At 70.3% G+C, this 16,611-nt stretch carries 12 protein-coding genes; 11 read left to right on the top strand and 1 reads right to left on the bottom strand.

The window, feature by feature from the left end; all coding sequences use genetic code 11:
- Nucleotides 1-49: 49 nt before the first annotated feature.
- The 10 genes from QM779_RS07950 to QM779_RS07905 all read left to right on the top strand — a co-directional run bounded on the left by QM779_RS07950 (nt 50) and on the right by QM779_RS07905 (nt 15,255).
- Entirely contained in the window at nt 50-892 is an 843-nt protein-coding gene (locus QM779_RS07950; protein WP_428533956.1) for a MetQ/NlpA family ABC transporter substrate-binding protein, read from the top strand.
- A gap of 69 nt (nt 893-961) precedes the next feature.
- Nucleotides 962-1,789 (top strand): maleylpyruvate isomerase N-terminal domain-containing protein, encoded by an 828-nt coding sequence (locus QM779_RS07945; protein ID WP_428533954.1) that lies wholly within the window; start codon nt 962-964, stop codon nt 1,787-1,789.
- A 146-nt stretch (nt 1,790-1,935) separates the two neighbouring features.
- Nucleotides 1,936-2,865: a DUF559 domain-containing protein gene (locus QM779_RS07940; protein ID WP_428533952.1), complete on the top strand. Its 930-nt coding sequence runs from the start codon at nt 1,936-1,938 to the stop codon at nt 2,863-2,865.
- 209 nt (nt 2,866-3,074) lie between these two features.
- Nucleotides 3,075-4,097 carry a LacI family DNA-binding transcriptional regulator gene (locus QM779_RS07935; RefSeq protein ID WP_428533950.1) on the top strand — a complete coding sequence of 341 codons (1,023 nt, stop codon included), beginning with the start codon at nt 3,075-3,077 and terminating at the stop codon, nt 4,095-4,097.
- A 90-nt stretch (nt 4,098-4,187) separates the two neighbouring features.
- Complete coding sequence (locus QM779_RS07930) at nt 4,188-5,504, top strand: ABC transporter substrate-binding protein (RefSeq protein WP_428533948.1); 1,317 nt, start codon at nt 4,188-4,190, stop codon at nt 5,502-5,504.
- A gap of 208 nt (nt 5,505-5,712) precedes the next feature.
- A complete protein-coding gene (locus tag QM779_RS07925; RefSeq protein WP_428533946.1) occupies nt 5,713-6,645 on the top strand; it encodes a carbohydrate ABC transporter permease in 933 nt (310 codons plus the stop codon).
- On the top strand, nt 6,642-7,478 hold the full coding sequence (locus tag QM779_RS07920; RefSeq protein WP_428533944.1) for a carbohydrate ABC transporter permease: 837 nt from the start codon (nt 6,642-6,644) through the stop codon (nt 7,476-7,478). The genes QM779_RS07925 and QM779_RS07920 overlap by 4 nt, the downstream gene beginning before the upstream one ends.
- Nucleotides 7,479-7,521: 43 nt before the next feature.
- The gene (locus tag QM779_RS07915; RefSeq protein WP_428533942.1) at nt 7,522-10,314 is read left to right on the top strand and encodes a family 78 glycoside hydrolase catalytic domain; all 2,793 of its coding nucleotides are present in this window, start codon (nt 7,522-7,524) and stop codon (nt 10,312-10,314) included.
- 1 nt (nt 10,315) lies between these two features.
- Nucleotides 10,316-12,763, top strand: coding sequence for a glycoside hydrolase family 3 C-terminal domain-containing protein (locus tag QM779_RS07910; RefSeq protein WP_428533940.1), 2,448 nt, complete (start codon nt 10,316-10,318; stop codon nt 12,761-12,763).
- Nucleotides 12,764-13,041: 278 nt separating this feature from the next.
- Nucleotides 13,042-15,255, top strand: a complete 2,214-nt coding sequence (locus QM779_RS07905) for a beta-glucosidase family protein (RefSeq protein WP_428533938.1) — start codon at nt 13,042-13,044, stop codon at nt 15,253-15,255.
- A gap of 113 nt (nt 15,256-15,368) precedes the next feature.
- Here QM779_RS07905 and QM779_RS07900 read toward each other — a convergent pair whose 3' ends face one another.
- Entirely contained in the window at nt 15,369-15,845 is a 477-nt protein-coding gene (locus QM779_RS07900; RefSeq protein ID WP_428533936.1) for a peroxiredoxin, read from the bottom strand.
- A gap of 391 nt (nt 15,846-16,236) precedes the next feature.
- On the opposite strand from QM779_RS07900, the gene QM779_RS07895 reads away from it, so the two are divergent.
- Complete coding sequence (locus tag QM779_RS07895; protein WP_428533934.1) at nt 16,237-16,530, top strand: DUF3618 domain-containing protein; 294 nt, start codon at nt 16,237-16,239, stop codon at nt 16,528-16,530.
- The last annotated feature ends 81 nt before the right edge of the window (nt 16,531-16,611 follow it).

Genomic DNA, 16,611 nt, shown 5'->3' with positions numbered 1-16,611 from the left:
GGTCGGACCACGGCCCCGACCCGGGGCCACACACGAGAAGGAGCCCCTGATGGGACCACTACGCACGCACCTCTCCGTCGTCGCCACTGCCGCGGCCGTCATGGCGCTGACGGCTTGCGCCGGCACGACCACGGCCGCAGCCCCCGGCGCCTCGACGTCCTCTGCGGCGCTGACGACGGTGACGGTCGGGGCGAGCCCCGTCCCGCACGCGAAGATCCTGGAGTTCGTCCAGCAGAACCTGGCCGCGGAGGCGGGCATCCAGCTGAAGATCGTCGAGTTCGACGACTACGTGCAGCCGAACGAGGCGCTCGCGTCCGGTGAGCTGGACGCGAACTACTTCCAGCACCTGCCGTACCTGGAGGCCGAGATCAAGGACAAGGGGTACGCGTTCACGCATGGCGCCGGCGTCCACATCGAGCCCTACGCGCTGTTCTCCGAGAAGTACAAGGCACTCGCGGACGTGCCGGACGGCGCGAGCATCGCGATCACGAACGACGCGTCCAACCAGATCCGCGGCCTTCGCCTGCTGGAGTCGAACGGACTGCTCAGCGGCCTCACCGACGACTCCACGGTGCTGAACCTCACGAAGGAGCAGGACCCGCACGGGTTCACCTTCATCGAGAACCAGCCCGAGGTGATCGTGCAGCAGCTCGGTGACCCGAAGGTCGATCTGGCGTTCGTGAACGGCAACTTCATCCTCACCGCCGGGCTCAGCACGACGGACGCGCTCGCCGTGGAGAAGGTGGACGACAACCCCTACGCCAACCTGCTGGTGTGGCGCACCGACAACACCAACCCGGGCGTTGCGAAGCTCGAGGAACTGCTGCACAGCCAGGCGGTGAAGGACTTCATCACGAAGACCTGGCCGTCCGGCGACGTCATCCCCGGCTGAGCGTGCCGGGCTCACGCACGAGGGCCGGAAGGGAGCCGGCCCGGACGGCCGGCTCCCTACGATGGCGCCATGGCAGAGCCCGTGGATCAACTCGTCGCGCTGCGTGAGCGCCAGGACGCCTTCGAGGCGTCGATCCCGCTCGTCCCGTCCGACACACCGGTGCCGTGGGGCGGCGACTGGGTGGTGCGCGACCTGGTCGTGCACCTGGCCGAGGTGCACCACTGGGCAGCGGCGAAGGCGGCGCGGCGTCCGGAGCCGCCGCTCGACCTGGTCGTGACGGACCTTGTCGCGCTCTATGCGTCCTGTGCGGAAGGGCTGCGGACGGTGCTCGCCGGGCTCGACCCGGACGCGCCGTCCGACACCCTCCTCGACGACGGGCTGCCCGAGGACCGGCGCGCCGGCACCGTCCGGTTCTGGCACCGCCGGCAGGCGCTGGAGACGCTGGTCCACCTGTGGGACCTGCGCACGGCAGGCGGGCTGCCGTTCGAGCCGGGCGCGGTCGCCTGGGCGGACTGCCTGGACGAGGTGGTCACCGTCATGCACCCCCGCCAGCTGCGGCTGGGCCGGATCCCCGCGCCGTCGGTGCGCGTGCGCCTCGTGGCCACGGACGCGGACGCCGACCACGTGCTGGCCGGTTCCCCGGACGTGGCGGAGGCCGGCGTCCTGCATGGGTCGTCGGATGCGGAGGCCGGCGGTGTCCTGCACGGGTCGTCGGATGCGGAGGATGGCGGCGTCCTGCACGGGTCGTCGGACGCGCGCGAGGTCGTCGTCCGGGGCCCCGTCCGCAGCCTCGCGCTGCTGGCCTGGGGACGCCTCGCTCCCACCGACCCGGGCCTGGAGATCTCCGGTGATGCCGCCGCGCTGGACGCCGTCCTCGCCCGCGGCCTGACCCCCTGACCGCCGATGCTGTGAGTTGGTCCACCGAACACGGTGGACGAACTCAGACCATTCGCCTTGTGGACGGACGGGGACCGGGTCGCCGGTTGTCCACAGGTGGCCCGCAGGAGTGAGCGCTCCGCGTCCGCGCTGCCGAAGGTGAAGGCATGATTCCGCGAACCCGACCTCCGGAGCGGCTGCTCCGGCTCGCCGAGCGCCAGGCCTGGACGCTCTCCCGCGAGCAGGTGCTCGCCGCCGGCGTGAGTGACCGGGTGATCTCCCGGCTGATCGCCGGCGAATGGACGGTGCTGGCGCCGGGCGTGTACTCGCTGCGCCCGGAGCCGGCCTGGCTCGGTTGGTGCTGGGCCGGCCTGCTGCTCGCGGGGCCCAGGGCCTGCCTGGGCGCCGCGGCGGCAGGCCACCTGCATCGGCTCGTCCCTGCCCCCGACCTGATCGGGATCTGGGTCCCGGAGGGCCGCCAGGTCCGCGGCCGTCCACCCTGGGTGTTCCGGAGGGGGAACCGTGTCGGCGTGGGGACGCCGCCCCGGACAGCAGTGGTCCCGACGGTGCTCGATCTCGCCGCGCGGATGCCGACGGACGGGCTGGTCACGCTGCTCGCCGAGGCCGTGGGCCGGAGCGGTGTCACCCCCGGCGAACTGCGAGAGGCGCTGGCGGAGCTGCCGCGGCACCCTCGGCGGCGCCTGCTCACCGAACTGCTGGCCGACGTGGAAGTCGGCGTCCGGTCGCAGCTCGAGCGCCGCTACCTGTGGCAGGTGGAGCGGGCCCACGGCCTCCCCGTCGGCATCCGCCAGCAGGGCCCGGTCGGCTCCTTCGAGACGGACGTCTGGTACGCCGAGTACCACACCGTCGTCGAATTGGACGGCCGCAGCTACCACGACGGCCCCACCCGCTTCCGTGACTATCGCAGGGACAACCGTCACACGGAGGCGGGGGAGTCCACGCTCCGGTTCGGCTGGGGCGACACCGTCGACCGCGCGTGCGGCGTCGCGCGGAGCGTGGTCCCTGTGCTCCGGCGCAACGGGTGGCCGGACGAGCCGCACGACTGCCCTCGCTGCCGCGGACGGCGCTGGGTGTGAGTTCGTCCACCAAACACGGTGGACGAACTCACAGTCTGCGATGAGAAGGGTCCGCTCGCGCGGACCTGCCGACAGCCGGCTTCCAACGCCGTTATTGAATCGTTACGAAAGTGTGCGCGCTCACCCTCTTGTAGACCGCTCTACAACCTGCGTAGTGTGCTCTGTACCGAAGGTGTAGAACGGTCTACACGACGGGCAGGGAGAGGTCAGTGACGATCCAGTCGAAGCGCTCGATCACCATCGAGGACGTCGCCGCAGCGGCGGGTGTCTCCCGTGCAGCCGTGTCCAAGGTGATCCGCAACGCGTACGGCGTCAGCCCCGAGATGCGGACCAGGGTGCAGGCGGCGATCGACGACCTCGGCTACCGGCCGCGCGCCTCCGCCCGGGCGATGCGCGGCTCGTCCTACACGCTGGGCATCGAGATCCCGACGATCCGGAACCTCTTCTTCACCAAGATCATCACCGGCGCCACGTCCGCGCTGGTGGGGACGCCCTACCAGCTGATCATCGCCCCGGCAGGGCCCAACCACGACGGTGGGCCCCAGGCGATCGAGGCCCTCGCCGACCGCCAGGTCGACGGCATCCTCGCCATCTCACCGGCGGTCGAGCCCGCCTGGCTGGAGCGCCTCGCCCAGAACACCCCGCTGGTGATGCTGGGCCGCCACGACAGGTCCGTCCACTACGACACCGTCGTGGACGACGACATCGAGGGCGCCCGGATCGCCGTCCGCCACCTGCACGACCTCGGCCACCGCCGGATCGTCCACCTGACCATCACCCCCGAGGCCGAGCACAACCTGCCCTCTGCACCGCACATCGTCCGGACGGACGGTTACCGGCGGGCGATGGCCGAACTCGGCCTCGAGGCCCGGGTCGTGTTCGTCGACCCCACCGAGTTCGCCTCCCGCGAGGCCGCGCTGGCCGTCCTCTCGGAGCCTGAACGCCCGACGGCCATCTTCGCCGGCCACGACGAACTCGCCCTGGGCGTCCTCCAGGCCGTCGCCGAACTCGGCCTGGGTACCGCCGACGTGTCGGTGATCGGCTACGACGACACCGACATCGCCGCGCACCCGCTGGTCTCGATGTCGAGCATCAACCAGTCCGGCACGCAGATGGGCGAGATCGTCGTCCGGCTGCTGCTCGAACGCATCGCCGGGCGCACGGACGCCGTCCACGAGGTGATCCGGCCCCGGCTGATGGCCCGCAACTCGACGACCGCACCGAGGTCGTAGGGACAAAGACAACCCCGACGGGCGGCCCCGACCGTGGCCGTCACACCAACCAGGAGGTACGAAGAAGTGTCATTCCGAAAGCGGGCCCGCGTGGCCCTCGTCGCCGGCCTCACGGTCGGCGGCCTCAGCCTCACGGCGTGCACGCCGGGATCGCTGGGCAGCAGCACCAGCAGCGGGTCGGCCTCCGGCGCCGCACCGGTGACGATCACCGTGCTGGCCGACAACTCCGACCAGACCACCAAGCCTCTGCAGGCGCTGATCGACGCCTTCAACGCCAAGGACACCGGCGTCACGGTGAAGCTGGAGAGCCGCCCGCAGGGCACCGACGGCGACAACGTCGTGAAGACGCGACTGTCCACCGGCGACATGGACGAGATCTTCCAGTACAACTCTGGCTCGCTGCTCGCAGCGCTCGACCCGGCGAAGAACATCGTCCCGCTCACTGACGAGTCCTACATGGCCAACATCGACGACTCGTTCAAGACCTCGGTGACCACCGACGGACAGGTGTACGGCGTCCCGCTCGGCCAGGCGACCGGCGGCGGCATCCTCTACAACAAGAAGGTGTTCGAGAAGCTCGGCCTCTCGGTCCCGAAGACGTGGGACGAGTTCATGGCGAACAACGCCAAGATCAAGGCCGCCGGCATCGACCCGGTGATCCAGACCTACGGCGACACGTGGACCTCGCAGCTGTTCGTGCTGGCCGACTTCCACAACGTCACGGCGGTGGACGCCGACTGGGCGACCAAGTACACCGCCAACGACCCCAGCGCGAAGTACGCGGTGGACCCGGCCCTGAAGGGTTTCCAGCGGCTGGAGGACGTGTACAAGGCCGGCTACCTGAACAAGGACTTCGCCTCGGCGAAGAACTCCCAGGGCCTGCAGAAGCTGGTCAAGGGCACCGGCGCGCAGTACCCGATGCTGACCTTCGTGATCGGCACCTACTCGGCGATGTCCGACACCGCCGCGCAGGACATCGGCTTCTTCGCCCAGCCGGGTGACGACGCGTCGACCAACGGCCTGACCTCCTGGTCCCCGGGTGGCCTGTACATCCCGACCAGCGCGAGCCCGGAGAAGCAGGCAGCGGCCAAGAAGTTCCTCGAGTTCGTCGCGACGCCCGAGGCCTGCGACGTGCAGACCAAGGCGGTCACGCCGTCCGGCCCGTACGCGGTGAAGGGCTGCACGCTGCCCGATGGTCTTCCTGCCGCCGTGACCGACCTGCAGAAGTACTTCGACGACGGCAACGTCAGCCCGGCGCTGGAGTTCCTTTCCCCGCTCAAGGGCCCGAACCTGGAGAAGATCACCGTCGAGGTGGGCTCCGGGATCACCTCGGCCGCCGACGGCGCAGCCCGCTACGACGAGGACGTGAAGAAGCAGGCCCAGCAGCTCGGTCTCGACGGCTGGTGACGGATCGTGGGGGGCCGGATAGTGGCCGGCCCCCCACTCCCCGCACCGAACCTACCGCTTCACCCGACGGGCTCCGCGCCCGTGTCCGAGGGGCGGGGGCCGGACGCCGTCCCGTCCCCGCCACCCCGCACCCATCGCAGTTCCGCACGGCCCCCTGACAGGGTGGCCGGGCCGCCCCGCGCGGCCACACCCTGACCCAGGACACATCATGAGTTCCATCACGTCGTCCCGCGACGGCCGGCAGGTCGAGCTGGAGAAGCCCCCGCGGGCCTCCGCCGAGCACGTCGACAAGACGTACCCGCTGTGGTTCCACCTCCCCGGGGGGATCATCTACGTGGTGCTGTTCATCGTCCCGACGGTGCTCAGCTTCTACTTCGCGTTCACCCGCTGGACCCTGTTCAAGTCCACGTTCATCGGGTTCGACAACTTCGTCCTGTTCTTCTCCGAGCCGGGCCTGATCGGCTCGCTGCGGAACACCCTCGTCTACGGGTTCCTCACGTCGGCGGCGAAGGTCGTGCTGGGCATGCTGCTCGCGGTGGTGCTGAGCATGCCCATCATCGCCCGTGGCTACCTCCGTTCGGTGACGTTCTTCCCTGTGCTGGTCTCTGCGGTCGGCGTCGGCCTCACCTTCCAGGTGCTGCTCGACCCGTTCAACGGGATCGTGAACCAGGCGATCACCGCGATCACCGGACGCGACGGCCCCGGCTGGCTGACCGACCCCAACATCGCCCTGCTCAGCGTGGTCGGGATCGACGTGTGGAAGGGCATCGGCCTGGCGACGCTGATCTACATCGCCGGCATCGCCGCGATCCCCAACGAGTACTTCGAGGCCGCCCGGGTGGACGGTGCGAACTCGTGGCAGATGTTCCGCCACATCATCCTGCCGCTGAGCTTCCCGGCCACATCGACGGTGATCATCCTGTCGCTGATCGGCGGCCTGCGGTCCTTCGACCTGATCTGGACGACCACGCAGGGCGGGCCCGGGTTCGCCTCCGACGTGATCGCCTCGGTGATCTACAAGCAGTACCAGGCCGGGTTCTACGGCCTGTCCACGGCCGGCAACGTGATCCTGTTCATCGTCGTCACCGCGATCATCTACCCGCTGTCCCGGTGGCTGAACTCGAAGGAGACCGTGCTGTGAACGCCCTGCGCCCCCGCACCCGCTGGCTCGTCGGCCTGATCGGGATCCTGCTCACCACAGCCCTGTTCCTGGTCCCGTTCGCGTTCATCTTCGTGACCGCGGCCAAGGACGCCAACGACGCCTCGCTGCTCCAGTTCTCCTGGCCCGTGCACTTCCAGCTGTGGGAGAACATCGTCGCGGTCTTCCAGGCCCGCGACTACATGCTGGTGATCGCGTTCATCAACTCCACGATCCTGACCATCGGCAGCGTCGCACTGATGGTGGTGTGCGGGTCGATGATCGCCTACGTCCTCGACCGCAGGAAGTCCAGGCTGAACCCGTTGATCAACGGCATGGTCCTGGCCGGGCTGATCATCCCGCCGGCGGTCGTGCCCACCATCTGGGTGATGCAGGCGCTGCACCTGTTCCGCACGCTGCCGGGCCTGATCCTGGTCGAGGTCGCCTTCGGCCTCTCGTTCACCGTCCTGACGATGCGGGCGTTCATCGCCACCATCCCGCGCGAACTCGACGAGGCCGCGATCGTGGACGGCGCCGGCCCGCTGCGACTGTTCTTCCGGGTCATCTTCCCGCTGCTGCGCTCGGTGATCGTCACGATCATCGTCGTCCAGTCGATCTTCGTGTTCAACGACTTCCAGAACCCGCTGTACTTCCTGCCGGGCAACCAGAACGCGACCGTGCAGCTGACCCTGTTCAACTACATGTCCCAGGCCAGCACCACCTACAACCTGCTGTTCGCGAACATCCTCGTGATCACGATCCCGATGCTGGTGATGTACATCCTGTTCCAGCGCCAGATCGTCGCCGGCATGACCTCCGGCGCCGTCAAGGGCTGACCCACCTCCGTCTCGCCGTCCTCCCTCCCAGAAAGTGCCCTCCATGCCAACCGTTGTCGATTCCGTCCGGCTCGAGTACCAGACGGGTTCGCGCACTCCCGTCCCTGCGCCCCGACTGTCCTGGGTGACATCGAGCGACGTGCCCGGCTGGCGCCAGCTCGCCGCCGAGATCGCGTGGGACGACGCCACCAGGGTGACCAACTACCAGGTGGACGGCGACGCGTCCGTCTTCGTCGAGTGGCCGTTCGCCCCGCTGGCCGCCCGGCAGCGCGGCCGGCTGCAGGTGCGCGTGCAGGGGGTCGACGGCTGGTCGGAGTGGAGCGCGCCGCAGGAGGTCGTCGCCGACTTCCTCGCGGACGGCGAGTGGCAGGCGGCGTTCATCGGGCTGCCGGACCCCGTCCGTCCCGCCCAGCCCGCCCTGCTGCGGACCGGTTTCAGCGTCGCGGACGGGCTGGTGCGCGCCACGTGGTACGCGACGGCGCTGGGCGTGTACCAGGCGGAGGTGAACGGGGCGGCCGTCGACGACCAGGTCCTCAAACCCGGCTGGACGCCGTACCAGTACCGCCTCGTGCACGAGACCACCGACGTCACCGCGCTGCTCGTCCCGGGCGCCAACGCCATCGGGGTCGCCCTGGCCGGCGGCTGGTACACCGAGAGCTTCGGCTTCCAGGGGCTCGCCAAGCCGTTCTACGGCACGCAGCCCTCCTTCGCCGGACAACTCCTGCTCGAGTACGCCGACGGACACTCCGAGTGGGTGGTCAGCGGCCCGGAGTGGCAGGCCACCGGAGAGGGTCCGTGGACAGGCGCCGGCATCTACGCGGGTGAGTCGTTCGACGCCCGCCGGCTCGCGCCGGGCTGGTCGTCGGCAGCGTTCGACGTCGCGGGTTGGGTCGCGGCGGAGGTGCGGCCGACCGGACCGGTCCCGGGGCCGCGGACGGGGCCGGAGGTGCGGGTGACGCAGACCGTCCCGGTCGTGGCCGTGTCCGCGTCGCCGTCGGGGAAGACGCTGCTGGACTTCGGCCAGAACCTCGTCGGACGCCTCCGTGTGCGCGTGCAGGGAGAGGCGGGGACGACGGTGACCCTGCGGCACGCCGAGGTGCTGGAGGACGGCGAACTGGGCGTCCGTCCGCTGCGGGTGGCGACGGCCACCGACAGCTACACCCTCGCCGGCGGCGGGGTGGAGGAGTGGGCGCCGTCGTTCACGTTCCACGGCTTCCGCTACGCCGAGGTGACCGGCTGGCCGGACGCGTTCGACCCGGCCGACGTCGTCGCGGAAGTGGTCGGCTCCGACATGGTGCGCACCGGCTGGTTCTCCTGCTCCGACGACCTGGTCAACCGGCTGCACGAGAACGTCGTGTGGGGCATGCGGGGCAACTTCCTGTACCTGCCGACGGACTGCCCGCAGCGTGACGAGCGCCTCGGCTGGACGGGCGACATCCAGGTGTTCGGGCCGACCGCGTCCTACCTGTTCGACTGCGACGGCTTCCTCGCGTCCTGGCTGGTCGACGTGGCGCTCGAGCAGGACGCAGCCGGCGGTGTGCCGTTCATCGTCCCCGACGTGCTGGACTCTGCGAAGGTGCCCGCCGCGGCCTGGGGCGATGTCGCCGCCCTGCTGCCCTGGCTGCTGTACCAGCGGTTCGACGACCTCGGGGTGCTCGAGGCGCAGTACCCGTCCATGCGGGCGTGGGTCGAGCAGTTGCTGGCCATCGCGGGGGAGCGGCACCTGTGGGAGGGCGGCTTCCAGTTCGGAGACTGGGTCGACCCGGACGCGCCGCCGGAGCTGCCCGGCAAGGCCAAGGCGGACCCCGACCTGGTCGCGTCCGCCTACCTCTACCGGTCGACAGCGACGCTCGCGCAGGCGGCCGCCGACCTCGGCGAGACCGCGGACGCGGAGCACTACGCAGACCTGGCGGAAGTCGTCCGGAAGGCGTGGCTGGCCGAGTACGTGACGCCGGCGGGACGGATCCTCTCCGACGCGCAGACGTCCTACGCGGTGGCGATCGAGTTCGGCATCGCCCGCGGTGACCTCGCCCAGCGGATGGGCGACCGGCTGGCGTGGTTGGCCCGTCGCGACGGCTACCGGATCAGCACCGGTTTCGTCGGCACCCCGCTGGTGTGCGACGCGCTCACCCGCACCGGCCACCTCAGGGAGGCCGGCAGGATGCTGCAGCAGACCGAGTGCCCGTCCTGGCTGTACCCGGTCACCATGGGTGCCACCACGATCTGGGAGCGGTGGGACTCGCTGCTGGAGGACGGCTCGATCAACCCCGGCGAGATGACCAGCTTCAACCACTACGCCCTCGGCGCGGTCGCGGACTGGCTGCACCGTGTGGTCGCCGGCCTCGCCCCCGCTGCGCGGGGCTATCACCGGCTGGAGATCGCCCCGCAGCCGCTGCCCGGTCTCGACTGGGCTGCCACCAGCCACGACACGCCCTACGGGCGGGCCGCCGTGGAGTGGCGTCGCAGCGGCACGGCGATCGAGATCGCCGCGACCGTGCCCGCGAACGCGTCCGCCCACGTCCGGCTTCCCGACGGACGGGAGTTCGACGTCGCCGCGGGCACCCACGCGTGGACGGTGGCCGCGGGCGCAGAGCCGGCTCCGGGGGTGCTCACCACCTCGACATCGCTGGCCGCGATCATGGACGACCCCGCCGCCTACCGGACCGTCCTCGACGCGTTCACGCGGATCGACCCCGCCGTGGCGACGGACTTCCGCAAGCGGATGGCGTGGGTGCCCAACCAGCCGCTGTTCGGCGCGTTCAGTCTGATCTCGCCCGCGGTCGTCGCGGAGGTCGAGGGCAGCCTCGCCGCCCTGAATGCCCAGCGGGGAGTGTGACGTGCCGGGTCGGACGTGGCACGACCCGGCCCTGCCCCTGGAGGAGCGGGTGGACGCGCTCGTCGCCGACCTGACGGCGGAGGAGCGGGCCCGCATCGCCCTGGGGGAGTTCGACAGCCTGGTCGCCCGCGGCGTCCCGGCGCCCGAGTACGTGGACTCGGGGACGGGGCTGCGGGGCGTCTCCGGCGCCACGGCGTTCCCCGCGGGGATCGCGCTGGCCGCGACGTTCGACCCGGAGCTGGCGGAGGCCTACGGGGCGGCCGTCGGCGAGGAGGCCAGGTCCGCCGGCTTCACGGTGGTGCTCGGGCCGACCCTCGACCTCGCCCGCGACCCGCGAGGGGGACGGATCCCCGAGGCGCTCGGCGAGGACCCGTACCTGTCCGGGCTGATCGGCGCGGCGCACGTCCGGGGGTTGCAGGGACGGAGGGTGATCGCCCAGCTCAAGCACTTCGTCGCCTACAACAGCGAGGAGCGACGCACCGGGTACGGCCTGGGCGCGGAACGGGGGGACGCCGTCGACGTGGAGGTGTCCGAGGCCACCCTGCACGACACGTACCTGCGGCCGTTCGAGGCCGCCGTGGAGGCCGGGGCCTGGTCGATGATGGGCTCCTACAACCGGATCAACGGCGTGTACGCCTGCGAGAGTGCCGACATCCTGAGCATTCCGCGCCGCGACTGGGGCTGGCGCGGCTTCTCCTGTCCCGACTTCCTGTTCGCCGTCCGGGACGACGAGGCGGCACTGGCTGCCGGCCTGGACCTGCCCGCCCTCGGCGGAGCAGCCGGCCGAACGGCCGAGATGGTCGAGCGGCACCCCGCCGAGGCGGCGGACGCGGTCGCCAACCTCGTCCGGGCACTGATCGGGGTCGGGCTGGTCGAGGACCCGGTCGGTGCGGCGAGCGTCCCCCTGGCTCCCGGGCACGGCGACCTGGCCGAGCGGGTCGCGATCGCGGCGTCCGTGCTGCTGAGGAACGAGGGACAGGCGTTGCCGTTCGGTACGGAGGTCCGGTCGGTCGCCGTGATCGGGCCGAGCGGAACCGACGCCCTGTACGTGACCGGCGGCTCTGCGGCGGTGGACCTGGAGCCGGGGCGCGTCGTCACACCGCTCGACGGCCTCCGGGCGGCGGCTGGTGACCGGACGGTGGTGGCCGCGCAGGGAAGCTGGGGCGACGTGCCGCTGCCCACCGTGCCGGCGGCGGTGTTGCAGCTGCCGGACGGCTCGGGTGCCGGCGTCCTGGTGGAGTCGGCCGACGGTGCCGTCCGCGTGGCCGACAACGTCGACCACGCCGTCCCGGTGGGGACGACCCCCTCGTCGTGGCCGTCCCGCTGGCGGACGCGGCTCGTCCCCCGGGCCACCGGACGCCACCGGTTGAGCCTCGACCTCGGCGGCCGCGCGAGCGTCCGGGTCGACGGGCGGACCGTGATGGTCGGCGCGCGGGAGGCGTCCCCGTTCCTCCACGGGCCGCACCTGCCGCTGCAGGCGGTCGTCGACCTCGTCGTCGGGCGGCCGGTGGAGCTGGAGATCGACTACGAGCCGGGCCCGGCGATCTTCATCCCGCCGATGGGGATCGCCCCGGTGCTGCGGCTGGGCTGGCGGGAGCCGGACGGACTGATCGACGAGGCCGCCGCTGTCGCCGCGGACTGCGACGCCGCGGTCGTGATCGTGAACCAGGCCTCCGGCGAGGGCATGGACCGGGACAGCCTCGCCCTGCCGGGAGACCAGGACGACCTCGTCCGCCGGGTCGCCGCGGCGAACCCACGCACGATCGTCGTGCTCAACACACCCGGCGCCGTCGAGCTGCCCTGGCTGGACGAGGTCGCCGCGGTGCTGCAGGTCTGGTACCCCGGTGAGCGGTTCGGGGCGGCGCTCGGAGCGATGCTCTTCGGCGAGGCTGAACCGGGTGGCCGGTTGCCGCTCACGTTCCCGCACGATCGCGCGGACCTGCCGGGTGGCGACCACGGCCCCGAGGTGGTGGTGACGACCCTCGACTACGACGCCGACGGCGGCATCGGCTACCGGGCGCCGGGCGTCCGCGAGCGCGGGTGCGAGTTCGGCTTCGGCCACGGCCTGGGCTACGCGGCCACCTCCTGCGAGGTGACCGGCTGCCGCCAGGTGGACGGCCGGCTGCGCGTTGCGCTGGCGGTCACGAACCCGGACGCGCGCGACACCGTCCACGTCGCGCAGGCGTACGCGGCGGTGGCCGGTGCTGTCCCGGAACTGGTCGCGGTTGTCCGCGTCCCTGTAGCGGCCGGGAGCACGGCGTCCGCGGAGTTCGAGCTGGGGGCAGGAGCGTTCGCCCGGTGGGACCCCACCGCCGGCCGTCGCGTTCCGGTCGATGGGCAGCACCAGGTCCTTCTTGGTAGCGGCTCCCTGAATACGCACAGTGAAATCGACGTCATTATTGACGAAGGCATTCCGGCAGCGTCGGGCTGGGTGCGGCACGGCCAGTAACGGCTGAATAGTGGCGATTTCCGGAGTGCTGCGGCGCTCCGGAAATTGCCCTGCGCGCGTCACCGAGACAAGCGTCTGAGCTAGTCGAAGCCGAGTTCTACAACAATTCCACAGATTCTACAAAAGTCTACACGCGCAATTGTATTGACCTCGACCGATGGTCTTCCTAGCCTTTCCGTCATCCAGTCGCATTGTGGCGACAACAACGAGAAAGGCGGATCATGCCTCACACCCCTCCCCTCGGAGGCAGCCGTTCGGTCCGGGCCAGGACCCTTGTCATGGCGAGCGCCGTCGCCCTCATCGGGCCGACGATCGTGGCGCTCGCTCCCGCGGCCCCGGCCGCAGCAGCAGTCGACTGCTCCACCGTCGCCTGGATGGACACCTCGAAGACCGCCGCCCAGCGCGCCGCGGCCCTGCTCGACGCGAGCACGCAGTACCAGAAGTACCGCTGGCTGGTGGAGCAGCCGGCGAACAGCCCGCAGGAGACGACGTTCTCGGGGGTCACCTACCCCGTGCAGGTCGACTGCACGCCCACGGTGGTCTACACCGACGGCCCGGACGGCGTCCGGTCTCCCACCGGCGTGACCGCATTCCCCGCCCAGATCGCTCTCGCCTCCGCCTGGAGCAGTTCGCTCGCACAGACCAAGGGCACCGCGCAGGCCGACGAGGCGTTCGACATGCGCCGGAACGGGGTGCTCGGCCCGGGAGTATCCAGTTCGCGCACGCCGCTGGCGGGACGCACTCCGGAGTACCTCGGGGAGGACGCGGTGCTGGCGGGGAACCTGGCCGGCGCCATGATCAAGGGGATCCAGAACCCGACCGGGGACCGCGCCGTGATGGCAGAGGTCAAGCACTACGTGGCGAACGAGCAGGAGACCGACCGTCAGACGAGTTCGTCCAACGTCAGCGAGCGGGCGCTGCGGGAGATCTACGAGCTCCCCTTCGAGATCGCGGTCGATTCCCAGCCGGCGAACGTGATGTGCTCCTACAACCAGATCAACGGCACCTACGCCTGTGAGAACGACCGGCTGAAGGACGTCGTCAAGGGCTCGATGGGGTTGGACGGCTATGTCGTGTCCGACTTCGGCGCCGTGCACAGCACGGCGAAGGCGCTGATGAGCGGGCTCGACCAGGAACTCAACCGGCCGAGGTACTTCACGCCTGCGCTGCTCGACGCTGCCCTGGCCGACGGCAGCATCACCCAGGCCAGGATCGACGAGGCCGCGACGCGGGTCGTGACTGCCTACATCAAGGCCGGACTGTTCGACCACCCGATGGCCGACACCGCAGTGGCGGACGCGTCCACCGACACCCACAAGGCGTTGGCCCGGACGATCTCCGAGCAGGGCAGCGTCCTGCTGAAGAACGACAGGGGAACACTGCCCCTCTCGGCGAAGAGGGCGCTCAAGGTCGCCCTGATCGGCCCGACCGCTTCGAGCACGGTCACCAACGGCATCAGCGCGAAGAGCGTGTGCGCGATGGCCAACCCGTTCGGCGGCGGCATCACGTTGAGCTGTGAGGACCTGGTCTCGCCCGAGACCTCGATCAGGTCGGTCGTCGAGGCCAACGGCGGAACCCTCACCTGGAATCCCGGCGCCGACCTCGACTCGGTGAAGGCGGACGCCGCTGCGGCTGACGTCGCGATCGTCTTCGGCTACCAGCGGATGGGCGAGTTCAACGACATCGCCGACCTCAGCCTGCAGGGTTCGGGGGACACGCTGGTCGAGGCCGTCGCCGGAGCGGCGAAGAAGACGGTCGTGGTGCTCCAGACCGGCAGCGCGGTGGAGATGCCGTGGCTGAAGGATGTCGACTCGGTCCTGGAGACCTGGTACGGGGGAGAGCAGATGGGGCCGGCCCTGGCCAACATCCTGTTCGGCAAGGTCAACCCTTCGGGGAAGCTCCCGATGACGTTCCCGGCCTCACTCGCGGACACTCCGACGAACACCAGCGAGCAGTACCCCGGCATCTTCTCCGACGGCTCGACGACCCGTCCTGCCGGTACTTCGGAGATTCGCCAGGTGAACTACACCGAAGGACTGAAGGTCGGGTACCGCTGGTACGCGTCCCAGGGCATCGAACCGCTCTTCCCGTTCGGGTACGGGCTGTCCTACACCAGCTTCCGGTACTCGAAGCTGCAGGTCACCCCGCTCTACAGCGGCAAGGGCAAGCGCGACCTCCAGCTCCGGTTCGCGGTGACGAACACGGGGAGGACGGCGGGCACGGAGACCGCCCAGGCCTACGTCCAGCTGCCCGCCAAAGCGGGGGAGCCGGCCAAGCGGCTGCTCACGTGGCAGAAGGTGAGCCTGAAGCCGGGCCAGACCACGACCGTGCAGATCAGGATCAGCGCCAAGGACCTGGCCGAGCAGCACCTGCTGCAGTACTGGGACACCAAGGCTGAGGACTGGAGGACGGCGACGGGCGTGTACAAGGTGACGGTCGGTGGCTCGTACGACACCACACTCACCGACTACTCGCTGGTCTGGAACAACTGAACCGGACAGGTGGTGCGGCGGCTCGGCGTCGCACCACCCGCCGTTCGCTTCCGTCCGCGTGATGGTGTGAGTTCGTCCACCGAACACGGTGGACGAACTCACACCATCACGAGCTACACGCCCAGTTCGCGGCGAAGCTTGGCGACGTGGCCGGTCGCGCGGACGTTGTACTGCGCGACCTTCACCACGCCCGTGCCGGCGGCATCCACGTCCACGATGAACGTCGAGCGGATCACGCCCTCGACCTGCTTGCCGTAGAGCATCTTGGTCCCGAAGGCGCCGTAGGCGCCGAGCACGTCCCGTCCGGGATCGGCCAGCAGCGGGAACCGCAGGTGGTCGCGCTCGCGGAACGTCGCGAGCTTGTCGGTGCTGTCGGGGGAGATGCCCACGACCTGGTAACCCGCAGCGGCGAGATCGGCCATGGCCGCGTCGAAGTCGACGGCCTCCAGCGAGCAGCCCGGCGTCAGCGCGGCGGGGAAGAAGTAGACGATGACCCGGCCGCCGGCGTAGTCGGACAGCGACACCGGGTTCCGGTCCGCGTCCGGCAGGGTGAAGGCAGGGGCGATGTCGCCGGGCGTGAGCTGGGTCATGCCGCCACGATAGATGACGACCGCCCGAGACGCGGCAGCGGCTCGGAAGGGAGGACTCTTGACGAGCAGTGAGGGACGAACTGCGAGGAGCAGATGACGACCGTCCGGACGCGTCAGCGGCCCAACACCCCACCTGTCCTCCCGGCGGAAGCCGGGATCTCCGCGTCCGCTGCGACCACCTTCTCCCGGAGATCCCGGGTCAGGCCCGGGATGACAGCGCCGTCGACCGTCCACCACAAGGTGGACGCATTGACGCGACTACGCCGCACATCCGTCCACGACAACGTGGACACCAGGCGCGAGGCTTCCGTGGTGTGGCGGTCCGGGCGCGGGGGTAGGAGGGGCTGGCATAGGCTGTGCGCAGACCGGCGCCGGTGAGCTTGGAGGAGCGATGGCAGAGGCAGTGCGCACCCGCGAGGAGATCGAGGCGGAGATCGACGCCGCCCGGCAGCGGCTCGCCGCGAGCGTCGAGGGCCTGATCAACCAGGTGCACCCGAAGGCGATCGTCGCCCACACCGTCGAGGACGCGCGGACGTTCGCGCGCGGCAGCTTCGAGCAGGCGAAGGCCCAGCTGGTCGACGAGCGGGGTTCGCTGCGGACGGAGCGCGTCGCGCTGGTGGCCGCGGCCGTCGGCGGCGCGGTCACGTTCGCGCTCATCGTCCGCTCGATCCTGCGCGGACGCTGACGCCCCCAGGCTGCAGCCCGCAGATCCAGCGGGTGACCTTGCTTCGGGTCAGTCGATTTACCCGCACCGGCGAACGGGCGA

Origin of the sequence: Propionicimonas sp., assembly GCF_049840635.1 — a bacterium.
Taxonomy (GTDB): domain Bacteria; phylum Actinomycetota; class Actinomycetes; order Propionibacteriales; family Propionibacteriaceae; genus Propionicimonas.
The sequence above is the reverse complement of the archived record's forward strand: the minus strand, read 5'-3'. Positions and strand labels throughout refer to the sequence as shown.